The organism is Winogradskyella poriferorum (assembly GCF_036553625.1).
Taxonomy (GTDB): Bacteria; Bacteroidota; Bacteroidia; order Flavobacteriales; family Flavobacteriaceae; genus Winogradskyella; species Winogradskyella poriferorum.
This window is the reverse complement of record NZ_JAZHOU010000001.1, coordinates 261,673-286,355: the sequence shown is the minus strand read 5'-3', so window position 1 is coordinate 286,355 and position 24,683 is coordinate 261,673. Positions and strand designations below refer to the sequence as shown.

22 protein-coding genes and 1 tRNA gene are annotated in these 24,683 nt (G+C 34.5%); 17 read left to right on the top strand and 6 right to left on the bottom strand.

Annotated elements, in window-relative coordinates; genetic code table 11:
• The first annotated feature begins 55 nt into the window (after positions 1-55).
• From V1468_RS01385 to V1468_RS01360, 6 genes are read left to right on the top strand one after another with little or no spacing between them, the layout of a single operon-like run.
• Positions 56-1,099 carry a Gfo/Idh/MocA family oxidoreductase gene (locus V1468_RS01385; RefSeq protein ID WP_331808469.1) on the top strand — a complete coding sequence of 348 codons (1,044 nt, stop codon included), beginning with the start codon at positions 56-58 and terminating at the stop codon, positions 1,097-1,099.
• Positions 1,096-2,706, top strand: coding sequence for a glycoside hydrolase family 43 protein (locus V1468_RS01380; protein ID WP_331808468.1), 1,611 nt, complete (start codon positions 1,096-1,098; stop codon positions 2,704-2,706). The genes V1468_RS01385 and V1468_RS01380 overlap by 4 nt, the downstream gene beginning before the upstream one ends.
• On the top strand, positions 2,706-3,899 hold the full coding sequence (locus V1468_RS01375; protein WP_331808467.1) for an exo-alpha-sialidase: 1,194 nt from the start codon (positions 2,706-2,708) through the stop codon (positions 3,897-3,899). The genes V1468_RS01380 and V1468_RS01375 overlap by 1 nt, the downstream gene beginning before the upstream one ends.
• An 11-nt stretch (positions 3,900-3,910) precedes the next feature.
• Positions 3,911-5,929 (top strand): pectate lyase, encoded by a 2,019-nt coding sequence (gene pelA, locus V1468_RS01370; protein ID WP_331808466.1) that lies wholly within the window; start codon positions 3,911-3,913, stop codon positions 5,927-5,929.
• Positions 5,916-6,701: a rhamnogalacturonan acetylesterase gene (locus V1468_RS01365; protein WP_331808465.1), complete on the top strand. Its 786-nt coding sequence runs from the start codon at positions 5,916-5,918 to the stop codon at positions 6,699-6,701. The genes pelA and V1468_RS01365 overlap by 14 nt, the downstream gene beginning before the upstream one ends.
• Position 6,702: 1 nt before the next feature.
• Positions 6,703-7,614, top strand: a complete 912-nt coding sequence (locus V1468_RS01360) for an alpha/beta hydrolase (RefSeq protein ID WP_331808464.1) — start codon at positions 6,703-6,705, stop codon at positions 7,612-7,614.
• A gap of 12 nt (positions 7,615-7,626) precedes the next feature.
• Here V1468_RS01360 and uxuA read toward each other — a convergent pair whose 3' ends face one another.
• From uxuA to V1468_RS01345, 3 genes are read right to left on the bottom strand one after another with little or no spacing between them, the layout of a single operon-like run.
• The gene (uxuA, locus tag V1468_RS01355; protein ID WP_331808463.1) at positions 7,627-8,793 is read right to left on the bottom strand and encodes a mannonate dehydratase; all 1,167 of its coding nucleotides are present in this window, start codon (positions 8,791-8,793) and stop codon (positions 7,627-7,629) included.
• A 10-nt stretch (positions 8,794-8,803) separates the two neighbouring features.
• Positions 8,804-9,610: an SDR family oxidoreductase gene (locus tag V1468_RS01350; protein WP_331808462.1), complete on the bottom strand. Its 807-nt coding sequence runs from the start codon at positions 9,608-9,610 to the stop codon at positions 8,804-8,806.
• 12 nt (positions 9,611-9,622) lie between these two features.
• Positions 9,623-10,651, bottom strand: coding sequence for a LacI family DNA-binding transcriptional regulator (locus V1468_RS01345; RefSeq protein WP_331808461.1), 1,029 nt, complete (start codon positions 10,649-10,651; stop codon positions 9,623-9,625).
• A 136-nt stretch (positions 10,652-10,787) separates the two neighbouring features.
• On the opposite strand from V1468_RS01345, the gene V1468_RS01340 reads away from it, so the two are divergent.
• From V1468_RS01340 to V1468_RS01325, 4 genes are read left to right on the top strand one after another with little or no spacing between them, the layout of a single operon-like run.
• Positions 10,788-11,834: a sugar kinase gene (locus V1468_RS01340; RefSeq protein WP_278006230.1), complete on the top strand. Its 1,047-nt coding sequence runs from the start codon at positions 10,788-10,790 to the stop codon at positions 11,832-11,834.
• A 4-nt stretch (positions 11,835-11,838) separates the two neighbouring features.
• Positions 11,839-12,504, top strand: coding sequence for a bifunctional 4-hydroxy-2-oxoglutarate aldolase/2-dehydro-3-deoxy-phosphogluconate aldolase (locus tag V1468_RS01335; RefSeq protein WP_278006229.1), 666 nt, complete (start codon positions 11,839-11,841; stop codon positions 12,502-12,504).
• A 4-nt stretch (positions 12,505-12,508) separates the two neighbouring features.
• The gene (locus V1468_RS01330) at positions 12,509-13,033 is read left to right on the top strand and encodes a LacI family DNA-binding transcriptional regulator (protein WP_331808460.1); all 525 of its coding nucleotides are present in this window, start codon (positions 12,509-12,511) and stop codon (positions 13,031-13,033) included.
• Between the two features lie 30 nt (positions 13,034-13,063).
• Positions 13,064-13,894: a DMT family transporter gene (locus V1468_RS01325; RefSeq protein WP_331808459.1), complete on the top strand. Its 831-nt coding sequence runs from the start codon at positions 13,064-13,066 to the stop codon at positions 13,892-13,894.
• Positions 13,895-14,019: 125 nt separating this feature from the next.
• Here V1468_RS01325 and V1468_RS01320 read toward each other — a convergent pair.
• A tRNA-Phe gene (locus V1468_RS01320) sits at positions 14,020-14,092 on the bottom strand.
• 102 nt (positions 14,093-14,194) lie between these two features.
• On the opposite strand from V1468_RS01320, the gene V1468_RS01315 reads away from it, so the two are divergent.
• The 7 genes from V1468_RS01315 (at position 14,195) to V1468_RS01285 (ending at position 21,966) form a co-directional block, all read left to right on the top strand.
• Complete coding sequence (locus tag V1468_RS01315) at positions 14,195-14,923, top strand: type III pantothenate kinase (RefSeq protein WP_331808458.1); 729 nt, start codon at positions 14,195-14,197, stop codon at positions 14,921-14,923.
• Entirely contained in the window at positions 14,923-16,245 is a 1,323-nt protein-coding gene (locus V1468_RS01310) for a hypothetical protein (protein WP_331808457.1), read from the top strand. The genes V1468_RS01315 and V1468_RS01310 overlap by 1 nt, the downstream gene beginning before the upstream one ends.
• 15 nt (positions 16,246-16,260) lie before the next feature.
• Positions 16,261-17,625: a hypothetical protein gene (locus V1468_RS01305; protein WP_331808456.1), complete on the top strand. Its 1,365-nt coding sequence runs from the start codon at positions 16,261-16,263 to the stop codon at positions 17,623-17,625.
• Complete coding sequence (lptC, locus tag V1468_RS01300; RefSeq protein WP_331808455.1) at positions 17,625-18,191, top strand: LPS export ABC transporter periplasmic protein LptC; 567 nt, start codon at positions 17,625-17,627, stop codon at positions 18,189-18,191. Before V1468_RS01305 ends, lptC begins: the two co-directional genes overlap by 1 nt.
• Before the next feature lie 39 nt (positions 18,192-18,230).
• Positions 18,231-18,422, top strand: a complete 192-nt coding sequence (locus V1468_RS01295) for a hypothetical protein (RefSeq protein WP_331808454.1) — start codon at positions 18,231-18,233, stop codon at positions 18,420-18,422.
• 3 nt (positions 18,423-18,425) lie between these two features.
• Positions 18,426-19,715, top strand: a complete 1,290-nt coding sequence (locus tag V1468_RS01290) for a hemolysin family protein (protein ID WP_331808453.1) — start codon at positions 18,426-18,428, stop codon at positions 19,713-19,715.
• A gap of 94 nt (positions 19,716-19,809) precedes the next feature.
• Positions 19,810-21,966, top strand: a complete 2,157-nt coding sequence (locus V1468_RS01285) for a peptidylprolyl isomerase (protein ID WP_331808452.1) — start codon at positions 19,810-19,812, stop codon at positions 21,964-21,966.
• A gap of 63 nt (positions 21,967-22,029) precedes the next feature.
• Here V1468_RS01285 and V1468_RS01280 read toward each other — a convergent pair whose 3' ends face one another.
• A complete protein-coding gene (locus V1468_RS01280) occupies positions 22,030-23,310 on the bottom strand; it encodes a GYDIA family GHMP kinase (protein ID WP_331808451.1) in 1,281 nt (426 codons plus the stop codon).
• Between the two features lie 48 nt (positions 23,311-23,358).
• Positions 23,359-24,675, bottom strand: a complete 1,317-nt coding sequence (locus V1468_RS01275) for a hydroxymethylglutaryl-CoA reductase, degradative (protein WP_331809333.1) — start codon at positions 24,673-24,675, stop codon at positions 23,359-23,361.
• Between the last annotated feature and the right edge of the window lie 8 nt (positions 24,676-24,683).

Below are 24,683 nucleotides of genomic sequence, written 5' to 3'. Positions count from 1 at the left end.
TCAGTTCTAGTGATTTTGAAACACTGGAAATTGTATCGAGAACAATAACATTATTATGGCTACCATCAACACAGCACTTTGTTCGTACGGAATGAGCGGACATTTATTTCACGCACCATTTATTGAAGCGCATCCAGATTTTAATCTTTATGCAGTTTTTGAACGAACAAAAAACTTAGCTGAAAAAAAATATCCCAATATCAAAACGTTTCGTGCTTTAGATGATATTCTAAAAGATGAAACCATTGATTTAGTAGTGGTTAATACACCAAACATTACACACTACGATTATACCAAAAAAGCGCTTGAAGCTGGTAAACACGTTATCGTAGAAAAACCGTTTACAGTAACCACAAAAGAGGCCAAAGAATTGATAGCCTTAGCCGAAAAGCAAAATCTAAAGCTTTCTGTCTATCACAACAGACGTTGGGATAGCGATTTTAAAACCGTAAAGAAAGTTGTGCAACAAGGAGTGTTGGGAGATATTGTTGAAGCTGAATTTCATTACGATAGATTCGACCCAGAACTGAGTTATAAAAAACACAAAGAAACACCAACCGAAGGTGTTGGTAGTTTATACGATTTGGGTTCGCACCTAATTGACCAAGCATTGCAACTGTTTGGTATGCCAAACGGTGTTTTTGCAACTTTAGATACATTCAGAAAAGATTCTAAAGTAGGAGATTATTTTGATGTGAAACTTTACTATGATTCGCATTTTGTAACTCTAAAATCCAGTTATTTTGTAAGAGAACCATTGCCAGCCTATAGCATTCACGGTACAAAAGGTTCGTTTATAAAATCTAAAGCTGATATTCAGGAAACCGAACTTCAAAAAGAAATAAAACCCAATACAGCAAATTGGGGAATGGAGCCTGAATCCGAAAGAGGATTGCTTCACACAACTGAAAATAATACCTCAAAAAAAGAACTCGTTGTAACTGAAGAAGGCGATTATATGGCCTATTACAATGGAGTTGCTGAAGCTATAAAAAATAATAAATCATTACCTGTTACAGCAGAAGAAGCAACGCAAGTCATTACAATTATTGAAGCGGCTTTTTTGAGTAACACGGAAAAGAAAGTCATTACCCTATGAAAAATATAAGTTTAATAGCCACATTTTTTATCGTCTTCAATTGTATGGCGCAAGACAAGTTTGTGTCCGAAGTTTGGGTGTCAGATAATGGAGATGGTACATACACCAATCCAGTTTTACATTCCGATTTTTCAGACCCAGATGTCGTTAGAGTTGGCGAAGATTATTATATGACGGCTTCGTCATTTACCTGTTCGCCTGGCTTGCCGATTTTACATTCCAAGGATTTGGTAAATTGGGAATTGGTAAACTACGCTTTACAAAAACAAGTGCCATTAGAGGTTTTTGATAAACCACAACACGGAAAAGGTGTTTGGGCACCTTGTATTCGTTTTCATAAGGGCGAATATTACATCTATTATCCAGACCCAGATTTTGGCATTTATATGATTAAAACCAAAGACCCAAAAGGTGCTTGGTCAGAGCCTGTTTTGGTTAAAGGAGGTAAAGGATTGATAGACCCAACACCACTTTGGGACGATGACGGAAAAGTGTATCTAGCTTATGCTTTCGCAGGAAGTCGTGCAGGCATAAAGAGTTTGTTAGTTGTGTGCAGTATGAATGCTGAAGGCACCAAAACTAATGATGATGAGGTTATCATTATAGATGGTCACAAAGAAGAATCTACCATTGAAGGTCCTAAGTTTTACAAACGAAATGGCTACTACTACATTTTTGCACCAGCAGGTGGAGTACCAACAGGATGGCAAACTATTTTAAGGTCAAAGTCAGTTTTTGGACCTTACGAAAAAAAGAAAGTATTGCATCAAGGTAATACCGAAATCAATGGACCACATCAAGGAGCTTGGGTAGATACAGTTACTGGCGAAGATTGGTTTCTTCATTTTCAGGATAAAGATATGTATGGTCGTATAGTTCATATGCAACCAATGTCTTGGGAAAACGATTGGCCAGTTATGGGAGTAGACCAAAACAATGATGGTATTGGCGAACCAGTAACCACATACAAAAAGCCAAATGTTGGAAAAACCTATCCTTTAGCAACACCACCAGATTCTGATGAGTTTAATGAACCAAAAAGAGGTTTACAATGGCAATGGCACGCTAATCCACAAGTGTATTATGGTTTCCCAACACCAATGGGACATTATACAATGTATTGCAGACCACGACCAGAAGGTTCTGGTAATCTACACGACGTTCCAAATTTGTTATTGCAAAAATTCCCTGCAGAATCGTTTACAGCAACTACCAAATTAACGTTTAATGCCAGACACGATAACGAGCAAGTTGGCTTTTTAATTATGGGATTGAGCTATAGCTATATTAAATTCTCGCAAGAAGATGGACAGTTGTATGTGTCGCAGGTAACGTGTAAAGACGCACACAAAGAAGGTAAAGAAAATGAAAGTGAAAAAATAAAAGTAGATAGCAATACAATTTATCTTCAAATTAAAGTTGATAAAGGTGGAGAATGCCATTTTTATTACAGTACAAATAACAAAAGATTTAAGCCTGTAGGAGACACATTCAAAGCAAGAGAAGGCAGATGGATAGGTGCAAAAATAGGTTACTTGGCATTAAGAGAAGGTATTATTAATGATGCAGGAAGTTTAGATATTGACTGGATTCGATTTAAAAAATAATGAATAGCTTAAAGTCAATAAAATATTATTTGTTGTTGTGTTTTCTGGGACTGATTTTCCTTCAGAGTTGTTCAGAAGAGAACAAAAGAAAACTTCCATTTGAGGTTAAAAAAGACTTATTCGATACGCTTCAACCAAAAGATTTAGGTTTAAAACTTCCAAAAGGTATTGAAACACATACCATTTTTAAACCCACAGATAGTATAGATCATTTTAGTAATGGAGCTGTAATGACTGCTTTTAAAGGCGATTTGTACTGTCAGTGGCAAAGTTCGTCTAAAGATGAAGATTCTGATGACACTTGGGTAGCCTACAGTAGAAGTGCAGATGGTATACATTGGAGCAAGCCAATGGTTTTGGCAGCATCCTTAGAACAAGGTTATTGTACTTCTGGTGGTTGGTGGACGTACAAAGATTCACTGATTGCTTTCATTAATGTTTGGCCGTCGAAAGTGTCGCCAAAAGGTGGTTTTACCCATTACAAAACAAGTGCAGATGGATTAAGTTGGTCTAAAGAAAAACCAGTTTTAATGGCTGATAATACAGCTATGAATGCCGTATTTGAGCAAGACCCACATCAGCTTACTAATGGTCGTATCATTAATGCTGCGCATTTTCAACCAGGATTACAAGTGTCGCCAATATACACAGACGACCCAAAAGGTGTTAGAGGCTGGATGAGAGCTCACTTTAGAAATAATTCAGAAAAAAATAATGTCTCTCAAGAAATTGAGCCAAGTAGTTTCAGAAAAAAAGATAATACTCTGGTAATGGTGTTTAGAGACCAATTTAGTTCGTTTCAGACCTTAGCTTCAATTAGTGAAGATAACGGCAAAAGCTGGACGACACCAGTTGAGACCACAATGCCAGACTCTAGGTCTAAGCAAAGTGCAGGGAATTTTCCTGATGGTTCCGCTTATATCATCAACAATCCTGTGCAATCCAAAACGAGAATGCCTTTGGCTGTAACGCTTAGTAATGATGGTAATCTGTTTACCAATGCGTATGTGCTTCGTAAAGGAGGAGATGCTATACAGCCATTGCAATACCAAGGTAAGTATAAACGATTGGGTTATCATTACCCTAAGTCGTTTATCTTCAACGATAATTTATATGTGTCTTACACTACCAATAAGGAAGATGTAGAGTACACCAAAGTTCCGTTGAGTAGCCTAAAAACCACTAATCCTTAAAATGATTAATTATGAAATTCAACCCTAACTATAAATTCATACTAGTCGTAATCGGACTATGTTTCTTCACAGGAATTTCAGCTCAGGTTCACGATAAATCTTGGCGAAATATTATTCACGATAAACCTGATGAATGGTTTAAGTCTGAAGAAGCCAAAAACTATGCAGAAAATGTATTGTTATATCAACGAGACATTGGTGGATGGCCAAAAAATGTACAAATGCACTTGCCATTGTCTCAAGATGAAAAAGAAGAATTGTTGAAGAAAAAACAAACCAATGAAGATACAACAACAGATAATGGAGCTACGATTCAAGAAATGCTGTTTCTTTCAAAAATATATGCTCAAACAAAAGATGAAAGGTATAGAAAAGCCTTTTTAAAAGGTTTGGATTATATATTGGAAGCGCAATACGATAATGGTGGTTGGCCTCAGTTCTATCCTTTAAAAGAAGGTTATTATTCACGTATTACCTATAATGATAATTCGATGGTGAACATTATGAATATGCTTCATCAATTCAAAAAGAATACCGATTACTATTCTATAAAATTGCCAAAAGCACAATTAGAGCGTGTTAATGATGCTTTTAGAATTGGTGTAGACTGTATCTTAAAAACCCAATACAAACAAAACGGTATTTTAACAGCTTGGTGTGCACAACATGACGAGAAAACTTTAGAACCTGCTAAGGCTAGAGCCTATGAATTGCCATCTTTGAGTGGCGCAGAATCGGCTCATATTGTTATGTTATTAATGTCTATAGAAAATCCATCAAAAGAAATTATCAACGCTGTAAATAGTGCAGTAGCTTGGTTCGAAAAAGTGAAGATTACAGGACTGCGAAAAGACAGAGTGTACAATGATGTTGGAAAGATTATTGACAAACGAATGATTCCAGATGAAAACGCACCTGCAATTTGGGCTCGTTTTATGGAACTTGAAGACAATACGCCTTTCTTTTGTGATAGAGATGGTGTTAAAAAAGCCACTTTGGCAGAAATCGGAGATGAAAGAAGAAATGGCTACGCTTGGTACAGAAGTGACCCTCAAATGGTGTTGGATGCCTATCCAGACTGGAAAAAGAAATACGATTTATCTCAGAAGAATTCGCCATCAAACCCATTCAAAATTGTGGTAGCACAAGATGGTAGTGGAGATTACACCTCTATTGTTGAAGCTATAAAAAACACCAAGGCTTTTCCGTATGATAGAATCACTATTTTTATTAAGAATGGAGTCTACAAAGAGAAAGTGAAAATCCACGAGTGGAACCAAAATTTAGCATTGGTTGGCGAGAGTAAAGAGAATACCATTATAACTTACGACGATTATTTTAATAAAGTAGGATTGGGTAGAAACAGTACATTTTACACCTACACATTATTGGTTGAAGCTAATAATGTCATTTTAAAAAATCTCACGATTGAAAATTCTTCAGGCGAAGTTGGACAAGCCGTTGCATTATCTGTGTTTTCAGATGAGGTAGCTGTTGTTAATTGTAATTTATTAGGCAATCAAGATACTTTGTATGCTTCAGGAAAAGGAAAGCAATATTACAAAAACTGTTATATCGAAGGTACAACCGATTTTATCTTTGGAAGTGCGACTGCTTTTTTTGAAAATTGCGAAATCTACAGTAAAAAGAACTCTTACATCACAGCCGCATCAACACCACAAGATTCGTTGTTTGGTTATGTGTTTAAAGACTGTAAAATCACTGCAGATAAAGCTGTGGATAAAGTGTATTTAGGAAGACCTTGGCGTGTGTATGCGCAAACCGTTTTTATGAATTGCGAATTAGGAAAACACATCTTGCCAATAGGTTGGCACAATTGGTCTAAACCAGAAGCTGAAAAAACTGCCTTTTATGCAGAATATGAAAACAAAGGCGAAGGTTATAAACCATCTGAACGTGTAGAGTGGTCGCACCAATTAACTAAACGTGAAGCAAAAAAGTACACCCTAAAAAATGTACTGGGTAAATACAAAGAAACCTCAAAAAAAGAATGGTATGAGTCATTATAGAATAATCTTAGTTTTAGTAATTGTACTATTTCAATCGTGTAATAATACGACTGAAACTAAAAAAGAAGAGCCTGCAAAGACCGTTGAAAACGTTTCGATCTATACCATTGGAGATTCAACGATGTCAGATAAGGTAAATCCAGATGAAAACCCAGAGCGTGGTTGGTGCCAATTATTACCAACGCTTCTCAACGATAAAGCAACGGTAAAAAATCACGCTGTAAATGGTAGAAGTACCAGAAGTTTCATCACTGAAGGTCGATGGGATTCGGTGCAAAAGCAACTTAAAAAAGGAGATTATGTCTTCATTCAATTTGGTCATAACGACCAAAAAATATCCAATCCACAACGTTTTACCAATCCGCATACTGCATACAGACACAACTTGATAAAGTTTGTGGAAGAAGCAAGAGCAAAAGAAGCTATTCCTGTACTTTTTTCGTCGATTGTAAGACGAAATTTTAATGCAGATTCCACTTTGGTAGACACTCACGGAGTATATCCTTTAGAAACCCGATTGGTAGCTCAAGAGTACGATGTTCCGTTTGTAGATTTGCAATACCTTACTGAAACACTAGAGGAATCTTATGGAGTTGAAGGCTCTAAGAAACTACATTTGCATTTTGCGCCAGGCGAAATTGCATATTTTCCTGAAGGAAAAGAAGACAATACTCATTTGTCAGTTTTAGGCGCTACTGAAGTCGCGAAATTGGCTGTTGCAGAGTTGGTTGAAAAGATTGAATCGTTTAATGTTTATGTGAAAAAAGACTAAAATGAAGAACTTGTGGTTAAGTATTTTGGGTGTTTTCTTTTTTATGACGTGCTATGCGCAAGAGCACGAAGTAATTAAACTTTGGCAAGATTCCATTCCTAATGCTATTGAAAATCCGGATTATAAAGAGATTCAAACGCAAAAAGATTCTGAATTATGGAGTGTTGAAAAAGTTAAAGAACCAACATTAACCATTTTTGCACCAGAACAACCAAACGGAACAGCAGTAGTTATTTGTCCTGGTGGAGGCTATCATCATTTAGCCATAAACAAAGAAGGTTTTAAAATTGCTAAATGGTTAAATACGCGTGGAATCACAGCCTTTGTATTAAAATACAGAATGCCTAATGATAGTATATCGACAAATAAAACCATTGCGCCACTTCAAGATGCGCAACGTGCTATGCGTTATGTGAGGCAAAATGCCAAACACTGGAATTTAGATGAAAATAAAATCGGAGTTCTTGGGTTTTCGGCAGGTGGACATTTAGCGTCAACCTTATCAACGCATTATAATGATGCCGTTTACAAAGTAGAATATGAAGTTAGTGCAAGACCAGATTTTTCAATTTTGGTGTATCCTGTAATTTCGATGAAAGATGGTATAACACATCAAGGTTCTAAAACGAATTTGCTGGGCGAAACACCATCAAACGAAACTGTAGAATTTTATTCTAATGAAACTCAAATCACTTCAGAAACACCAAAAACCATTTTAATTCACGCTACAGATGACAAGTCAGTTCCTGTAGAAAATAGTCTTCAATATTATTTAGCCTTAAAGGAAAACAAAGTGCCAGCCGAGCTTCATATTTATGAAAAAGGCGGACACGGTTTTGGTTTAGGACGTGGTTTTACAAGTGATGATTGGCCAAAAGCTTGTGAGACTTGGTTGGGTAAAAATGATTTGTAAACGTTATTTCTTTTAAATAATTCCACTTTTTGAAATCCCAAGACTAAGTCCTCTAAGTTCTGCAAGACCTTTTAAGCGCCCAATAGCAGAATAACCAGCATACGAATTGTTGTGTTTTAAATCATCAAGCATTTGGTGGCCGTGGTCTGGTCGCATAGGTAGCGAAATGTTGCGTTCTTTTTCAATCTTTAAAACTGCTTTTACAATCTCAAACATATCCGAAGAACCTTCAAGGTGATGGTCTTCGTAAAAACTACCATCGTCTTCTCGCTTCACATTTCTAAGATGAAGAAAATGAATTCTATTTTTGAATTTTTTAATCATCTTTGGTAAGTCGTTGTTCTTGTTTGCACCCAAAGAACCTGTACAAAACGTAATACCGTTTGAAGGACTATCGATAAAACTAACCAAATCATCCAAATCGCGTTCTGAAGTGATGATACGAGGCAATCCCATAATATCAAATGGTGGGTCGTCTGGATGAATCGCCATCTTGACACCCAATTCTTCCGCAAGCGGAATAATTTCATTCAAAAAATAGGACAAATTAGATTTTAAATCGGAATGCGATAGGTCTTTATACTGCGCTATCATCTTTTTGAATGTCGGAATATCAAGGTCGTCAACTGTACCAGGCAACCCTTTTAAAATACCATCCTTTAAACGTTGTATTTCAGTTTTAGACATAGCTTCATAGCGCTGTTTGGCCTTAGCTAAAATAGCTTCGTCGTAATCTTTTTTTACATCATTGCGTTGCATTATGTAGGTTTCAAAAACAGCCATTTCAACCTTGTCGAATCGTAATGCTGTGCTGCCATCTTCGAGTTCCCAGAAAAGATGTGTACGCGTCCAATCTAAAACAGGCATAAAGTTGTAGCATACATTTTTCACACCACATTTAGCGACATTAATAAGGCTTTGTTTGTAGTTTTCTATGCGCTTCAAATAGTCGCCTTGACGCAGTTTTATGTTTTCGTGAATAGGAATACTTTCAATAAAAGACCATTCTAATCCTGCATTGAGAATTTCATTTTTTGTAGCTTGAATATCTTCAATAGGCCAAATTTCGCCATTTGGAATATGGTGCAATGCAGTAACTATACCAGTTGCACCAGATTGTCTAATATCCGAAAGGGTTACAGCATCAGATTTGCCAAACCATCTAAAAGTTTCTTTCATTTCTTAATGTTTAAACACCACTAAAAGCACCAAAACCACCATCAACGTGGATGACGGTTCCTGTCATAAATTTTGAAGCATTACTTGCGAGAAGTTGTACTGCGCCATTGAGTTCATCAGAATTTCCAAAACGCTTCATAGGTGTGTTTTTAATAATGGTTTCGCCACGATCGGTTAAAGAGCCATCCTCATTGGTTAATAATTTTCGGTTTTGGTCTGCAAGGAAAAATCCAGGTGCAATGGCATTGACTCTAATCTTATCGCCAAATTTGTGAGCCATATCTACAGCCATCCAACGTGTAAAGTTTTCCATAGCAGCCTTTGAAGCCGAATAACCAACAACACGTGTTAATGCTTGTGCCACAGCAACCGAAGAAACGTTAATGATAGAACCACCATTTTGTTCGGTCATTTGTTTTCCAAAAACCAACGACGGAATTACGGTTCCCATTAAATTTAAGTCTGTTACTTTCTGAAAGTCATCCAACGAGATATCAAATAACGACTGAGAAGGCGACAAAGTTGCGCCTGGCATATTACCACCAGCTGCGTTGATAAGGACATCAATTGTTTGCCACTTTTCTATAAGTTGAGTTTTAACGTTTTCTAGGTTTGCTTTGTCTAGTACATCTGCTTTGATGCCTATAGCGTTTGTTGCAGAAAGCTGCGCTGCAAAATTTTTGGCTTTGTCTTCATTTCTTCCAAGTATAGCTACTTTAGCACCAGACGCAACTAGATGCTTAGCTATACCAGAGCCTAATACTCCGTAACCACCTGTGATGATGATGACTTTATCTTTTATATCGAGGATGTTCATTGTTTTGTGTTTTTAATTTTTTTTATCTGAGGATTCCCTAACTATTAATTCAGATTTTAAGATGTTCTTGTTTAGTGAGGGTTTCCAGTTTTTATCATTAATTCTACTTAAGAACGTTTCAGCTGCAATTTTGCCTATTTCGGCACTATGCTGATTTACTGTTGAAATTGTAGGCTTTACAAATGATGTAAACGGTTCATTGCCAAAACCAATTAAACAAATATCCTCTGGGACATTAATGTTATTTTCATTCAATACCTGAAGTGCACCTAAAGCAGCATAATCACTTGCAACATAGACAGCATCTGGACGTTGCTCTAGTTGCAAGAACTTTTGCATCATTTCTCTACCATCTTCAAGCGTGAGACTGCTCTCAGTTAGTAAATTTTGGTCTAAAGGTAGGTTGTGTTTCGTTAATGCGTCTATATATCCTCTTATTCTATTGTTAAAAATTCGAGTTCGTCTATAACCACCAATATGAGCAATACGTTTGCAGCCTTTTTCAACTAAATGTTCAACAATCATGTGGCTACTATCATAATCATTGATACCAACATAATCGACATTAAGGTCATTTTCACCACGATCAAAAAGAATCAATGGAATTCCTTTAGATTTTATTTTCTCATAATAGGAAAGATCAGTTGTTTCATTTGCCATTGAAGCAATTATGCCATCAACTTGGGTGTAAAGTAATGTGTCTATATTTTTACATTCTTTTTTAAAAGATTCTTTAGACTGTGTAATGATAATGTTATAACCAGCCTTGTCTAAAACAGCTTCCATGTTTTCAATAACAGAAGAAAAGAAATTACTATTAGTACGAGGTACAATAACACCAACTAAATTGCTTTTTCCTTTTCTTAAAGCACTGGCCAAATGGTTGGGTTGGTAGTTTAATTCTTTAGCAACACGTTTTACATCTTCCTTGGTTTGTTTGCTTATCCTAGAATCATTGTGTAATGCTTTAGAGACTGCTGCTGCTGAGATATTAAGAACATTGGCAATGTCTTTTATTGTAGTTCTTTTTTTATTTCCCAAGATTTTATATATTTGCTTAAACGTTTAAGCAAAATTAAGCTTTTTGTTTTTTATAATCAAAACCAGACACGTTTTGATTTATTTTTAAAATGTTTGGTTAAACGTTTAAGCAAATAACTAATTAAACAATTTTTAAATGAAAAAAGTAGTCACTTTTGGGGAAATAATGCTAAGATTAGCACCTCAAGGATTTTTAAGATTTTCTCAAGCATCTAGCTTTGATGTAGTATATGGAGGTGGTGAGTCTAACGTAGCAGTTTCTTTAGCTAACTATGGTGTTCCTGTAGATTTTGTAACGCGTTTACCAAAAAACGATATTGGTGAATGTGCTATGATGGAAATGCGTAAAAGAGGTGTAGGTGTAGATAAAATTATATATGGTGGTGACCGTTTAGGAATTTATTTCCTAGAAACAGGCGCTGTAAGTAGAGGTAGTAAAGTAGTGTATGACAGAGCGCATTCTGCTATTTCAGAGATTAAGCCAGGTATGGTAGATTGGAAATCTGTGTTTGAAGATGTGGCATGGTTCCACTGGACAGGTATTACACCAGCTATTTCTCAAGGTGCAGCAGATGCATGTTTAGAAGCGGTAAAAGTGGCGAGTGAAATGGGTGTTACTATTTCTACAGATCTTAACTATAGAGCAAAACTTTGGACGTATTGTGACGATGCGCACAGAGAAAAAATAATGACTGAATTAACATCGTACTGTGATATCGTTTTAGGAAACGAGGAAGACGCAGAGAAGCATTTTGGTATTCATCCTGAAGGTTTAGATGTACACAAGCATGGACATGATGTTAAAGCTGAAGCTTTCTTATCGGTGTGTAAGCAAATGATGGCTAAGTTCCCTAAAGCTAAAAAAGTAATTACAACTTTAAGAGGATCAATTTCTGCTTCTCATAACACTTGGGCAGGTGTATTATACGATGGAGAAAAAATGTATGAAACACGTCAGTACCAAATTACTGATATCGTTGATAGAGTAGGTGGTGGAGATTCATTTATGGGTGGATTAATCTACGGATTATTAAAATACCCTGAAGATGACCAAAATGCATTAGACTTTGCTGTTGCTGCTTCATGTTTAAAGCATACTATTAAAGGTGATGCTAACTTGGTAACAGTTTCTGAAGTTGAAAAATTAATGGGAGGTGATGCCTCTGGACGTGTAGCAAGATAATATTATGGCAAATTTTTCAAGATTAGAAGTAGCAGAAGTTATGAAACAAACAGGTTTAGTGCCTTTGTTTTATAATGGAGATATAGAGGTTAGTAAAAAAGTAGTTAAGGCCGTTTATGATGGTGGTGCAAGATTACTTGAGTTTACAGCCAGAGGAGATTTTGCTCACGAAGTTTTTGGTGAGTTAAATAAGTATGTTCTTAAAGAATTACCAGGTATGATTATGGGAGTTGGCTCTGTTACAGATGCAGCATCGGCTTCTCGTTTTATGGCTCTTGGAGCTAACTTTATTGTTACACCTGTGCTGAGAGAAGATATAGCAATAGTTTGTAACAGAAGAAAAGTAATGTGGTCTCCAGGATGTGGTTCTTTAACAGAAATTTGTAGAGCAGAAGAATTGGGTTGCGAAATTGTAAAATTATTTCCAGGTGGCATCTACGGACCAGATTTTGTTAAGGCAATAAAAGGTCCTCAACCATGGACTAGCATAATGCCAACAGGAGGTGTTTCGCCTACAAAAGAGAATCTGGAAGGATGGTTTAAAGCAGGTGTAACTTGTGTTGGTATGGGTTCAAAATTAATAGCTAAAAATGCTGATGGTAATTACGATTTAGCAAAGATTGAATCTGATACTAAAAATGCAATTTCTATAATTAAAGAATTAAAATAGTAAGATGTTGAAGACTTCGAGAATTACAATGAAGGAGCTTTCTGAGCTTTCAGGTTACTCTGTTTCTACAGTGTCTAAAGCGCTTAATGGAAAGCAAGATATTAGTCCAGATGCTACAGAATATATAAAGTCATTGGCTAAAAAGTTTAATTATGTACCTAATAAATTTGCGTTAGCATTAAGAGGTATAAAAACAAAATCTGTTGCTGTTGTAATTCCCGAAGTTACTTTAAATCATTATAGTAAAATGCTTTATCATTTGCAGGAAATTGCTGAAATAAAAGGCTATAGAGTTATTTTGTTTCAGACATTTCATAATGAAAAAAAGCAGTACAAATGTATTAATAGTCTTAATGATGGCTCTATTGATGGTGTTTTTCTAATATCAGACACACCAAAAGAGAATAGTAATTTAAGACTAAAAAATACTCCACTTATACAATTGGGAGTTAACCGATTTAATACTGATAATGAAATAAAAGAATTGTCTTCTTCTGGTTTTAGTAAATTTTTAAAGCTAGATTGCTAACTTATTTTTCTAAATAAGGCCTGCATATTTATGAAGAAGGCAATTCTTTACATGATAATAAGTGCTATAGCATTTACATTACTGAATGTTACTGTAAAATCGTTAGGGCAATTTAGTGTTTATCAGATTGTTTTTTTTAGAGCACTTGGGTCTTTATTTTTTACGTTTCCGTATTTAATAAAAAATAAGATTTCTTTTTACGGTAATAAGAAAACGCTATTAATACTTAGAAGCGTTTTTGGTCTTACTTCTATGTTATTATTCTTTTTGTCTCTGCGGTATATTACAATGGGTACAGCAGTATCAATTAGATATATTGCTCCAATTTTTGCTTCCGTTTTTGCTGTTTTTCTATTAAAAGAAAATATAAAACCCATACAATGGTTTTTTTTAGCACTGGCTTTTTCTGGTGTTTTAGTATTAAAAGGTTTTGGAGAAGATCTTCAAATAGAAGGAATCATATTATCTTTTATTTCAGCTGTGTTTGCTGGCCTAGTATACATTACTATAAGAAGAATAGGTGATAAAGATCACCCTGTGGTTGTTGTCAATTATTTTATGCTTATTTCAACTATTATAGGAGGTTTACTCTCAATCAACAGTTGGAAAACACCAGTAGGTTATGATTGGTTGATTCTAATGAGTCTCGGAGTATTTGGGTATTTTGCACAGTTATATATGACAAAAGCTATGCAAATAGGAGAGACCAATGTTATAACACCTTTTAAGTATCTTGAGGTAGTATTTACAACTATTATAGGCTTGCTTTATTTCAGTGAGACTTATAGTATTTACATCTTATTGGGTATGCTTATTATTATATTGGGGTTAACACTAAATCTAGTTTTTAAAAAGAAGTAACTCTATCTAATTTTTTCTTAAAAAAAGGAATTGACTTTTTTGATTGAAAATCAATAAGTTTTCATCTATATCTCGATTAAAGCATTAAAAAACCCTGTAAATCAGATGTTTACAGGGTTTGAAGGTGGTGCCTCCAGGAATCGAACCAGGGACACAAGGATTTTCAGTCCTTTGCTCTACCAACTGAGCTAAGGCACCAGTTGCTTGTTTAAGCGGATGCAAATATAAATGCATTTTTAGTATTACCAAAAAGAAAATTGTAAAATTTGATTTTATAAATTTGTTTTATATAAAAAACGTATGAATCTTATTATAGATGTTGGTAATACCTTTGTGAAATTTGCTGTATTTCAGAAAGATAGTCTTGTTTATAAAGTTAGTTTTAAACTTTTGGAGTTTAAAAAGGAATTCAAAAAACTTAGAAAAGAGTTTCCGAAAATAAACAATGCTATAATTTCTTCTGTTGGAAAGTTATCTAAGAAGCAAATAGGGATTGTTGAACAAGATTTAAAAGTCTTAGTGCTTAGTCATAACATAGCGTTACCTTTTAAAAACCTTTATGAAACTCCAAAAACATTAGGTGTAGATCGTATAGCTTTGGTTTGCGCTTCTGTAAGTCAGTTTCCGGATAATAATGTCTTAATTATAGATGCTGGTACTTGTATAACATATGATTTTGTAACAAATAAGAATGAATACTTGGGTGGTGCAATTTCACCAGGAATAAGACTCAGATACCATGCACTTCATAATTTAACAGCAAACCTTCCGTTATTAGAAAAGAATCAACCTAAAACTATAATTGGTAACTCAACAAAAGCTTCTATACACTCAGGTGTTATAATAGGAGTTGTTAAAGAAATTGATGGTGTTATAGACCAATATAAAGCTGAACACCAAGATTTAACAGTTATTTTAACAGGTGGTGATGCCATTTTTTTGTCAAACCAATTAAAAAATAGCATATTTGCGAATTCAAATTTTCTACTAGAGGGTTTGAATTACATTCTAGATTTTAATTCAAAATAATGATAAAGAGACTCATTGTAATTTGTATTGCAATTATAAGTTCTAGTGTTTTTGCGCAGCAAGGTACAGCATCACCATATTCATTTTACGGTATTGGTAGCCTTAAGTTTAAAGGTACTGTAGAGAATCGTAGTATGGGAGGTATTAGTGTGTATTTAGATAGTATACATCTTAATTTAAGAAACCCAGCGTCTTACGTAGGTAAAAATGTTGAAGCTTACCCCTATGATGGTGAAAGTAGACCTGTAAAGTTTGCTGTAGCTGGTACTACTTCTAATGTTACATTAAAGGGCAATTCTGGAGAAGCAGATAGTAATAGTGCTACTTTTGACTATATAGCATTATCAGTGCCAATAGGTAAATTTGGTTTTGGTTTTGGACTTATGCCATATACTTCTGTAGGATATAAGCTAGATGACATCAATGATAACGATGATATAATAAATCGTTTTAGAGGAGAGGGAGGAGTTAACAGGGTTTACGCAGGCTTTGGATATCAGATATCAAACAAATTAAGTGCAGGCGTAGACTTTAATTACAACTTCGGAAACATTCAAAATTCAGCAATTGAGTTTGCTTATACACCAGATGGTGATTTGGTTGAATTGCAAACCAGAGAAGACAGTAGGTCCGATTTGAGTGGTTTAAATGTTAATTTTGGATTGGCATACAAGACTAAAATATCTGAAAAATTAGAGCTTTCTGCAACAGCAACTTTTGCCCCAGAAAGTAAATTAACTTCAGATAATGGTCGTGCAATTTCTACTATCGAAGTTACTACTACAGGAACAGAAACAGTTTTAAATAGTGTTGAAGTTGATTTAGATAGTCAGAATTTAAGGAAAACAGATTTAACCTTACCTTCTCGCTGGTCTTTAGGGACAGGTATTGGTCAACCAAAGTCTTGGTTTGTAGGTGCGGAGTATACATTACAGAATACAAGCAATTTTTCTAACCCATTTTATACTAATGATGTTTCTTCTTTTGAGAATGCTTCACAGTTCTCACTAGGAGGTTTTTATATTCCTGATTATGATGCTTTTACTGGTTACTTTAAACGAGTGGTTTATAGAGCTGGTGTTAACTTTGCAAATACAGGTTTAGTAGTTAAAAATGAATCGATAAAAGAGTTTGGCATATCTTTTGGTTTAGGATTACCAGTTGGTCAACGATCTCGTGATCCTTTCTCAAATTTGAACCTAGGTCTTGAAATTGGAAAACGAGGAACAACTAACAATAATTTAATCCAAGAGAATTTTATAAACTTCAATGTAAGTTTATCTTTAAACTCTAGATGGTTTAGACAAAAGAAGTACAACTAACAATAAAAATAAAAGATGAAGACGAGAATTACTATACTACTAGCAGCTCTTTTTGTAAGCTTCAATATTAGTTTTGCTCAGCAAGATGAGGAGTGTATGAATAACCTATCGATTTTTGATAGTTATGTAAAAACAAAAAAGTATGACGATGCCTACGAGCCTTGGAAAATAGTTCGTAACAAGTGTCCAAAATTCAATAGAGCTATTTATGTACATGGTGAAAAAATATTATTACACAAAATAGAAAATTCAACAGGTGCAGAACAAGTTGCTCATATTAACGACTTAATGTTGCTTTACGATCAAAGTAGAGAGCATTTTCCTTCTAAGTATGACGAAGGGGAAGTTTTAGTTGATAAAGCTAATCTAGCATACAAGTACAAAAAAGAGTTGGCTAAAAGTGATGAGCAGTTGTTTAATATGTTTGACAGTGCTTATGTAAAGGATGTAAAAAACTTTACAAACGCTAAAGGTCTTTATACTTACTTTTCTTTAATGGTTGATTTGTTTGATGCAGGCAAAAAACCAGCTCCAGAAATGTTTAATAAGTATGATGACGTTACTGAGGTTATTGAAAACATTATAGCTAATAATACATTAAGCCTAAATAAGTTAGTAGAAAAAGAAGAGGCAGGAGGCACTCTAACAAGCAGAGAAGGCAAGTTAAAGAAGTATTATGAGGCAAATATAAAAGCATTTGAAGAGCAAGTCGTGCCAAGTATGGATAAGAAACTTGGTGATAGAGCAAATTGCGATGTGTTAATTCCATTATACGAAAAGAATTACGAAGAAAATAAGAATGATGGAGTTTGGTTGCAGAGAGCTATGAATCGTATGTATGCTAAAGGATGTAAAGAAGATCCATTGTTCTTAAAGTTAGTTCAACAAAAGAATAGTCTCGAGCCAAGTGCAGATACAGCTTACTACTTATACTTATTAACAAGTGAGCAAAAGTATTTTGATCAAACATTAGAGCTAGAGTCAGATCCATTAAAAAAGGCAAAACTATATAAGAAATTGGCTAACGAGTTAAAGAAAAAAGGAAGTTATAGTAAAGCCAGACAATACTATATGGAATCTATGAAGCTAAACCCTTCAGATGGCTCGCCTTACTTAGCTATAGCTGCTATGTACGCCAAGAGCGCTAATAATTGTGGTGACTCTAACTTTAACAAAAGAGCAGTATTCTGGTTAGCGGCTTTAGAAGCAGAGAAGGCAGGAAGAGTAGATGGTCGTTTAAAATCAGCAGCAGCAAAATCTGCAGCAAGTTATAGAGCAAGTGCGCCTTCAAAATCAGATATTTTTAATGAAGCTAATGCTGGTCAAACTATTAGAATTGGATGTTGGATCGGTCGTTCTATAACAGTTCCGAACATATAATGAATTTAAGATTTTCACATATCATAAAAAACTTAGTCACAGTATTAGCTGTGACTTTGTTTTTTTCTTGTGAAAACGATTTTGATGAGGTTCAGAAAGTAGGTGTGTTTCAAAACCAACCTATTGGAGAAGCCGAAAACATTGATTTAAAATATACAGAGTTTTTAGAGGATACAGTTAGACTTAAAGCAAACCTTATAAGCCCTCAGATGTTCGATTATTCAAACAGAGATTTTGCATTCTCTGAGTTTCCAAAAGGAATTCTTTTAAAAGTGTACGATAAAGATGGTAAGTTAACTACCATAACATCGCGCTACGCTATTTTTTACACAGAGACTGATATAATAGATTTGAGAGGAAATGTTACAATAACAACTCATCAAAAAGAAAGGTTGGTAACCGAACAATTGTACTACAACGAAAAGTTAGAGTGGGTATTTACAAACGAACCTTGGAAGTTTACTCAGGCCTCAGGTACTAAATATGGCGTTGGTTTTGATTCTGATAAAGACTTCAAAAATTTTCAGATGTTAGAAATGGGTGGCGATTTTGAACTTGATAATTAACTATCTTTGTGACTTAATTTTACTCAGATAATATATCAAATGAAAATTCTTAAAATATTTCAATACGCTTACATCATCTTTGCAGTGTTATTCCTTTGGGATGCAATATCAAATTGGTCTATAGACAGAAGTAGATCGTATATGTCGCTTTTCTTTGTGGCATTGGCCATTTTTATGTTCTTTTTTAGAAAGCGCTTTGCAAGCAAATTTCAAGATAGAAACAAAGACTAATATATGACTCTAGATGTAGTCATAATAATAGTTACATTAATTCTTTCAGCTTTTTTCTCAGGCATGGAAATTGCCTATGTGTCGTCTAACAAGATACACATTGAGTTAGAAAAAAAGCAGGAAGATTTTCTTGGAAAAATATTAACTAAGTTAACAGCAAAGCCATCAAAATATATTGCTACCATGCTTATTGGTAACAATATTGCATTGGTAATTTATGGTCTAAAGATGGGTGATGTGCTTGTAAAATGGTTTCAGTCTATGTTGCCATCAGATAGTGCTGTGCTAACCTACCTGTTTTACGATTTTCAACTCTTAACGCAAACCGTAATTTCAACTTTTGTAATATTAATCACTGCTGAGTTTTTGCCTAAAGTATTTTTTCAGATTTATGCCAATACTTTAATGAAGGTTTTGGCGTTACCAACCTATGTGTTTTACTTGATTTTTTCATTGATATCAGATTTTGTGCTTTGGATTTCGGATGCAGTGTTAAAGTATATTTTTAAAGCTAAAGGAGAAGATGTTGTTTTGGCAATGACCAAAGTAGAACTTGGTAATTATATCAGTGAGCAAATGGAATCTGTTGAAGATCATGAAGAGGTTGATAGTGAAATTCAAATTTTTCAAAATGCACTAGAGTTTTCAGATGTAAAGGCAAGAGAAGTTATGGTGCCTCGTACTGAAATATCAGCCGTTGATATCTCAGAATCTATTGAAAATTTAAGTCAACTTTTTATAGAGACTGGACGGACAAAAATTATTGTTTACAAAGATAATATTGATGATATTTTGGGATATGTACATGCATTTGAGTTGTTTAAAAAACCAAAAAATATAAAGTCTATTGTTATTCCGGTAAGCTTTGTGCCAGAAACTATATTAATAAAAGATGTGCTTAATATTCTTACCAAAAAACGTCAAAGTATTGCGGTAGTAATAGATGAGTATGGCGGAACGTCTGGCCTTATGTCTGTAGAAGATATTGTGGAAGAGTTGTTTGGGGAAATAGAAGATGAGCACGATACGCTAGAAATGACCGAAGAGCAAATAGATGAAAATACCTATAGATTTTCTGCAAGATTAGAAGTAGATTATATTAACGAAGCTTATAAGTTAAACCTTCCTGAAAGCGAAACCTATGAGACTCTTGGTGGACTAATAGTTAATGAAACTGAAGGTATTCCAGAAAAAAACGAAGATGTTTTAGTTGATAATTTTAAGTTTACTATTGAAGAAGTTTCCTCAACAAAAATTGATATAGTAAGGCTTAAAATCCTAGATATAGATTAAAGACTACAATAGCTTACAAAAACTATACTTCTCCTTTTATTATTTACTAGAAAATACTATTTTCGCAGACTTATTTATACGAAAAATTTAAGACATGGCAATTTTAAATAAAATTAGACAGCGCTCACTAATCTTAATATTAGTTATAGCATTAGCATTGTTCGCTTTTGTTATTCAAGGAGTAATTGATAACCCAAATGCGTTCTCAAACTCTCAAGGTGTTGTAGCAACAGTTAATGGTACAGATATCGATGTAACTGAATTTCAACAAAAGGTAAAGAATTATCAAGACAGAGTAGGCGGAAGAGTATCGTCTTCTCAGGCAAAAAATGCAATATATAATCAAGAAGTGAGTAAAATCCTTTTAGGAGAAGAGTTTGAGGCACTTGGTTTGTCTGTTGAAAAAGATGAGATGCGAGACTTGCTTAAAAACAGCTTTCAATCTAATCCAGAGTTTCAAGATGAAAACGGAAACTTTGATGTTAACCGTCTTAATGCTTTTATAAGTAACCTTAAAGATATTAGTCCAGATTCGGCACCATTAACATCTGCAGGCCAAACTGTAAATATAAACTATGACATCTGGACAAACAACGAGCAAAACATAGCTAATAGTTCATTACAGCAAACATATTACAACCTAATTAAAGCAGGTGTAGGAACAACAATTGCAGAAGCGCAAGATGAGTATATGGCAGATGCTAAAAGTGTAGATATTCGTTTTGTTCAAATTCCTTACACGTCTATTGCAGACAGTTTGGTAGAGGTGTCAACATCTGATGTTAAAGCGTACATGAAAGACCACGAAGAAAAATTTAAAGTAGATGCAAGTAGAGAGGTGGTTTATGTAGAGTTTAAAGAAGTGGCATCCAAAGAAGATGAAGAAGCAATAAAAGCAGACCTTTTAAAATTAAAGAGTGATCAACCATTCTATAATACAAGTAGTGGTAACACGGATACTATTCCTGGTTTTGATAGCGCAAATAATGTTGAAGAATTCATTAATGCTAATTCAGATATTAAGTTTAATGATTCTTTTTTAACAGCAGCACAATTACCTGGTGCAGCAAAGGATACCTTAATGAAGTTAGAAGTTGGTGAATATTATGGGCCTTATAGAGATGGAGAGTTTTTTAAGCTGTCAAAAATGATTGCTAAAAAGCAATTGCCAGATTCTGTAAAGACTAGACATATTTTAATCCCTTTTATAGGATCGGCATCACCAGATGTTACCTTAACAAAAGAGCAGGCTAAAAAACAAGCAGATAGCCTTTATAATATTTTAAAAACTAACAAATCTAAGTTCGATGAATTTGTAACAGAATTTTCAACTGATCAAGGTAGCGTTAATAACGGAGGTCGTTATGATTGGTTTGGTTACAACAGAATGGTAGCTCCATTTAGAGATTTCTCTTTTAACGGAAAGACAGGTGATTTGGGTGTTGTAGAATCTTCGTATGGATTTCATATTATAGAAATAGAAGGGCAAAAAGGAGAGTCTGAAATGTTTAAAATTGCAACATTAGCAAGAAAAATTGAGCCATCTCCAGAAACTTTAGATGATGTTTATAATAAAGCGACAAAGTTTGAAATTGCTGCTAAAGATGCTGATTTTAATGAATTAGCTAAAGAAGGTGGATTAACGGTTAAGCCAATAACATTTAAAGAATTAGACGAAAATATTCCAGGCTTAGGAAGTCAGAGAGAAACAATACGTTGGTTTTTTGAAGAAGGTAGGGATGAAGGTGACTTCAAGAACTTCCCAGTTTCAGGATTTGGATTTATTGTAGCTAAATTAGTAGAGAAGAATGAAGAAGGATTAATGAATGTAGAAGATGCTTCTGTAATTGCTTTACCAGAAATAAAGAAAGAAAAGAAAGCAAAATTAATCCGCGAAAAGATTAAAGCTACTTCAATAGATGAGATTGCTAAAAATCAGGGACAGAGCCCTAAGACAGCAGCAGCTATCACTTTAAAGAATACTACATTAGCAGGTGCAGGTGTAGAGCCAAAAGTGGTTGGAGCTGCATTTGGTTTAGAGCAAGGTAAAACGTCTAAACCTATTGATGGTGAAAAAGGCGTTTATGTCATTGAAGTGACAAAAGTAAATGAGGCAACTGAGTTAGACAACTACACTTCAATTGTGAATAGATTAAACGCAGCTAAGCGTGGAGCAGCACAAGGAAAAGTATATCAAGCACTTGAAAAATCTGCTGAAATCGAAGATAACAGAGCTAAAACAGTTTTCTAATTTAGGATATTCGATCTTATAAAACAGAAAAGGCTTTACATAATTGTAAAGCCTTTTTTATTGTTATTGAGTTAATGTCATTGTAGAATATGGAATTACAATATCTAGACCTTTAGACTTAAAGTAATCTTTAGGGTTAGTAGGAGAGGTAGCTAAAACAAAATCGCCTCCCCAAGCTCCAAGGCTTTTGATACATCCATTAAAATCCCTGAATAATTTTGATTTTACAGGATCTTGATTTAGTAGTTTGCCAATTATATTTTCATGTTCAGTTAATAAGCTTTCAAAAGCAGCTAGAGATGTTGTTTTTATTGTTTCCTCTGTGATAGCATTAATATCATTAATTACAGCATTACTAACTTTATTTAGGCTTTTATAAGCTTTAATACCATCTCTACTATTTTGCTTTTGATTAAGGTAAACGAAATATAATTGGTCTTTAAAACTTGGATTAAAATCTATTGAAGTAACTAATGGTTGATTGTTTTTATCTAACTGAAAAGTAATTGGTGTGTTGTGCTGAGCACAAGCAATGTCATAACCACTTCCGCCAAACGTTTTTTCTAAAAGCTGATAAGCATTAACATCTGCCCATTGCGCAATATTGTTTATTAATGTAGAGGAAGTGCCTAGTCCCCAACTTTTATTAAATTCTAAATGTGTTGAAACCTTATAACCTTTTTCGTTTTTTAAAAAGTCAGGATTAAGTCTTTGTGCAGCATCAATAATTTGTCTTAATCGAGAAGAAATATCATTATCATTCTCAAAGGTTTTAAAAATCTCACCATTATCTAAAGTGAAACTTTTTTCAAACCAAACATTACCCTTTTCATCATAGCTTTTCCAGCTTAGGGTATTGCTGTTGTCTTCTTCTACTTTAAGACTTTGACCATATTTTGTAGGTATGGCTAATGATTTTGCACCATCAAGTACAACGTATTCACCAGTGATTAATAATTTTCCGTTGCTTTTATATTTTTTTATTGATTGGTTTTTGGTGGCTGGGCGAAGTCGCTTTTCGGTGGCTGAGCGTAGTCGAAGCCACAATTTGTAATGGCTATCATTCTTGCATTCCGCCAGATTTTTTAATTCTTTATGTTGTTTGTTTATTAAAGCTTCTTTTTTAGCTCTACTCCAACCTTGAATTTGTTTCTCTCTATAAAAAGCATCATCTATTCTTTGAAACTCTTCAATATATTTTAGCACTACAGGTAGACGCTTTTTTGTATGATTTGCACCTTTACCATCATTATGCTCTGCAATACGTTTTTCGATGTCAATAGTACTGCCAGTATAATATGAACCATCAGCGCATTCTAATATATAAACGTGTCCTTTTGGCATTATATGACTAATAATGTGACTTCGACTACGCTCAGTCACCAGTTTAAATTAAATTTTCCTTACGTTTTCAATAGCTTCAACAACTGCACTATGTGTTACCACATTAGTTTTAAAATGCTCTACTATTTTTTCTTTTTCTTCTGAGGTAGCTTCAAACTGATTTAATATGTTCATTAAATGCATCTTCATATGGCCTTCTTGAATACCAGTAGTGGTTAAGGATTTTACAGCTGCAAAATTCTGAGCTAAACCTGCCACAGAAACAATTTTCATTAAATCTTTTGCAGATGGTTTTTCTAGCATTTCTAAAGCAAATTTAACTAAAGGGTGTAAGCTTGTTAAGCCGCCAACTGTTCCCAATGCAAGTGGAATTTCAATCCAAAATTTAAAAGTGTCGTTTTCAATTGAGCAGTGCGTTAAGCTTGAGTACTTACCATCTTTTGAAGCATAAGCATGTACGCCAGCTTCAATAGCTCTAAAGTCGTTACCTGTTGCTAAAACCACAGCGTCAATGCCGTTCATTATACCTTTGTTGTGTGTTACAGCTCTGTAAGGTTCAACTTCAGCAATGCTAACAGCTTGTTTAAATTTCTCTGCAAAAAGTGAAGGGTTTGTTATGTCTTTACTTTTTAAATCAGTGATAGGGCAAGACACTTCAGCTCTAACTAGGCAATTTGGTACGTAGTTAGAGAGTATGCTCATTACAATATTTACATCGTCTTCTAATTGTGCTTGCGCTTCGGCTTTAAAGGTTTTAGCAAACTGTTCTAAACAAGAATTTATAAAGTTGGCACCCATTGCATCTAGTGTTTCAAACGTTGCATGCAATTGGTAGTAGTGCTCTAAATCTTCGGTTTTATTTTTAAGTTCAATATCTAAAATACCACCACCACGACGTTCCATATTTTTAGTTATGGCTTTGGTGTCTTCAATCAGTTTTGGTTTTACACTTTCAAAAAACGAAAGTAACGCTTCAAAATTGCCAGAATACGTAAAATGAACCTGACCAATTTTTTCAGTCGAAATCACTTCAGCCTTAAAACCACCTCTATCCAGCCAAAATTTTGCTGCTTTACTTGCTGCTGCAACCACAGAACTCTCTTCTATTGCCATTGGGATGGTGTAGAGTTTATTATTGATTGAGAAATTTGGCGCAACACCAAGTGGTAAATAATAATTTGTAATGGTGTTTTCTATAAACTCATCGTGAAGCTTTTGAAGCTTTTCGTCAGAATTCCAATACTGTTGTACGAGGTTTCGAGCATCTTCTTTGTTAGAAAAATAAGTGTCTAAAAGCCATTCAATCTTTTCAGATTTAGATAGTTTAGAGAAGCCAGAAATAGCAGTTGGCATGGTTAAATTGATTTTAAATT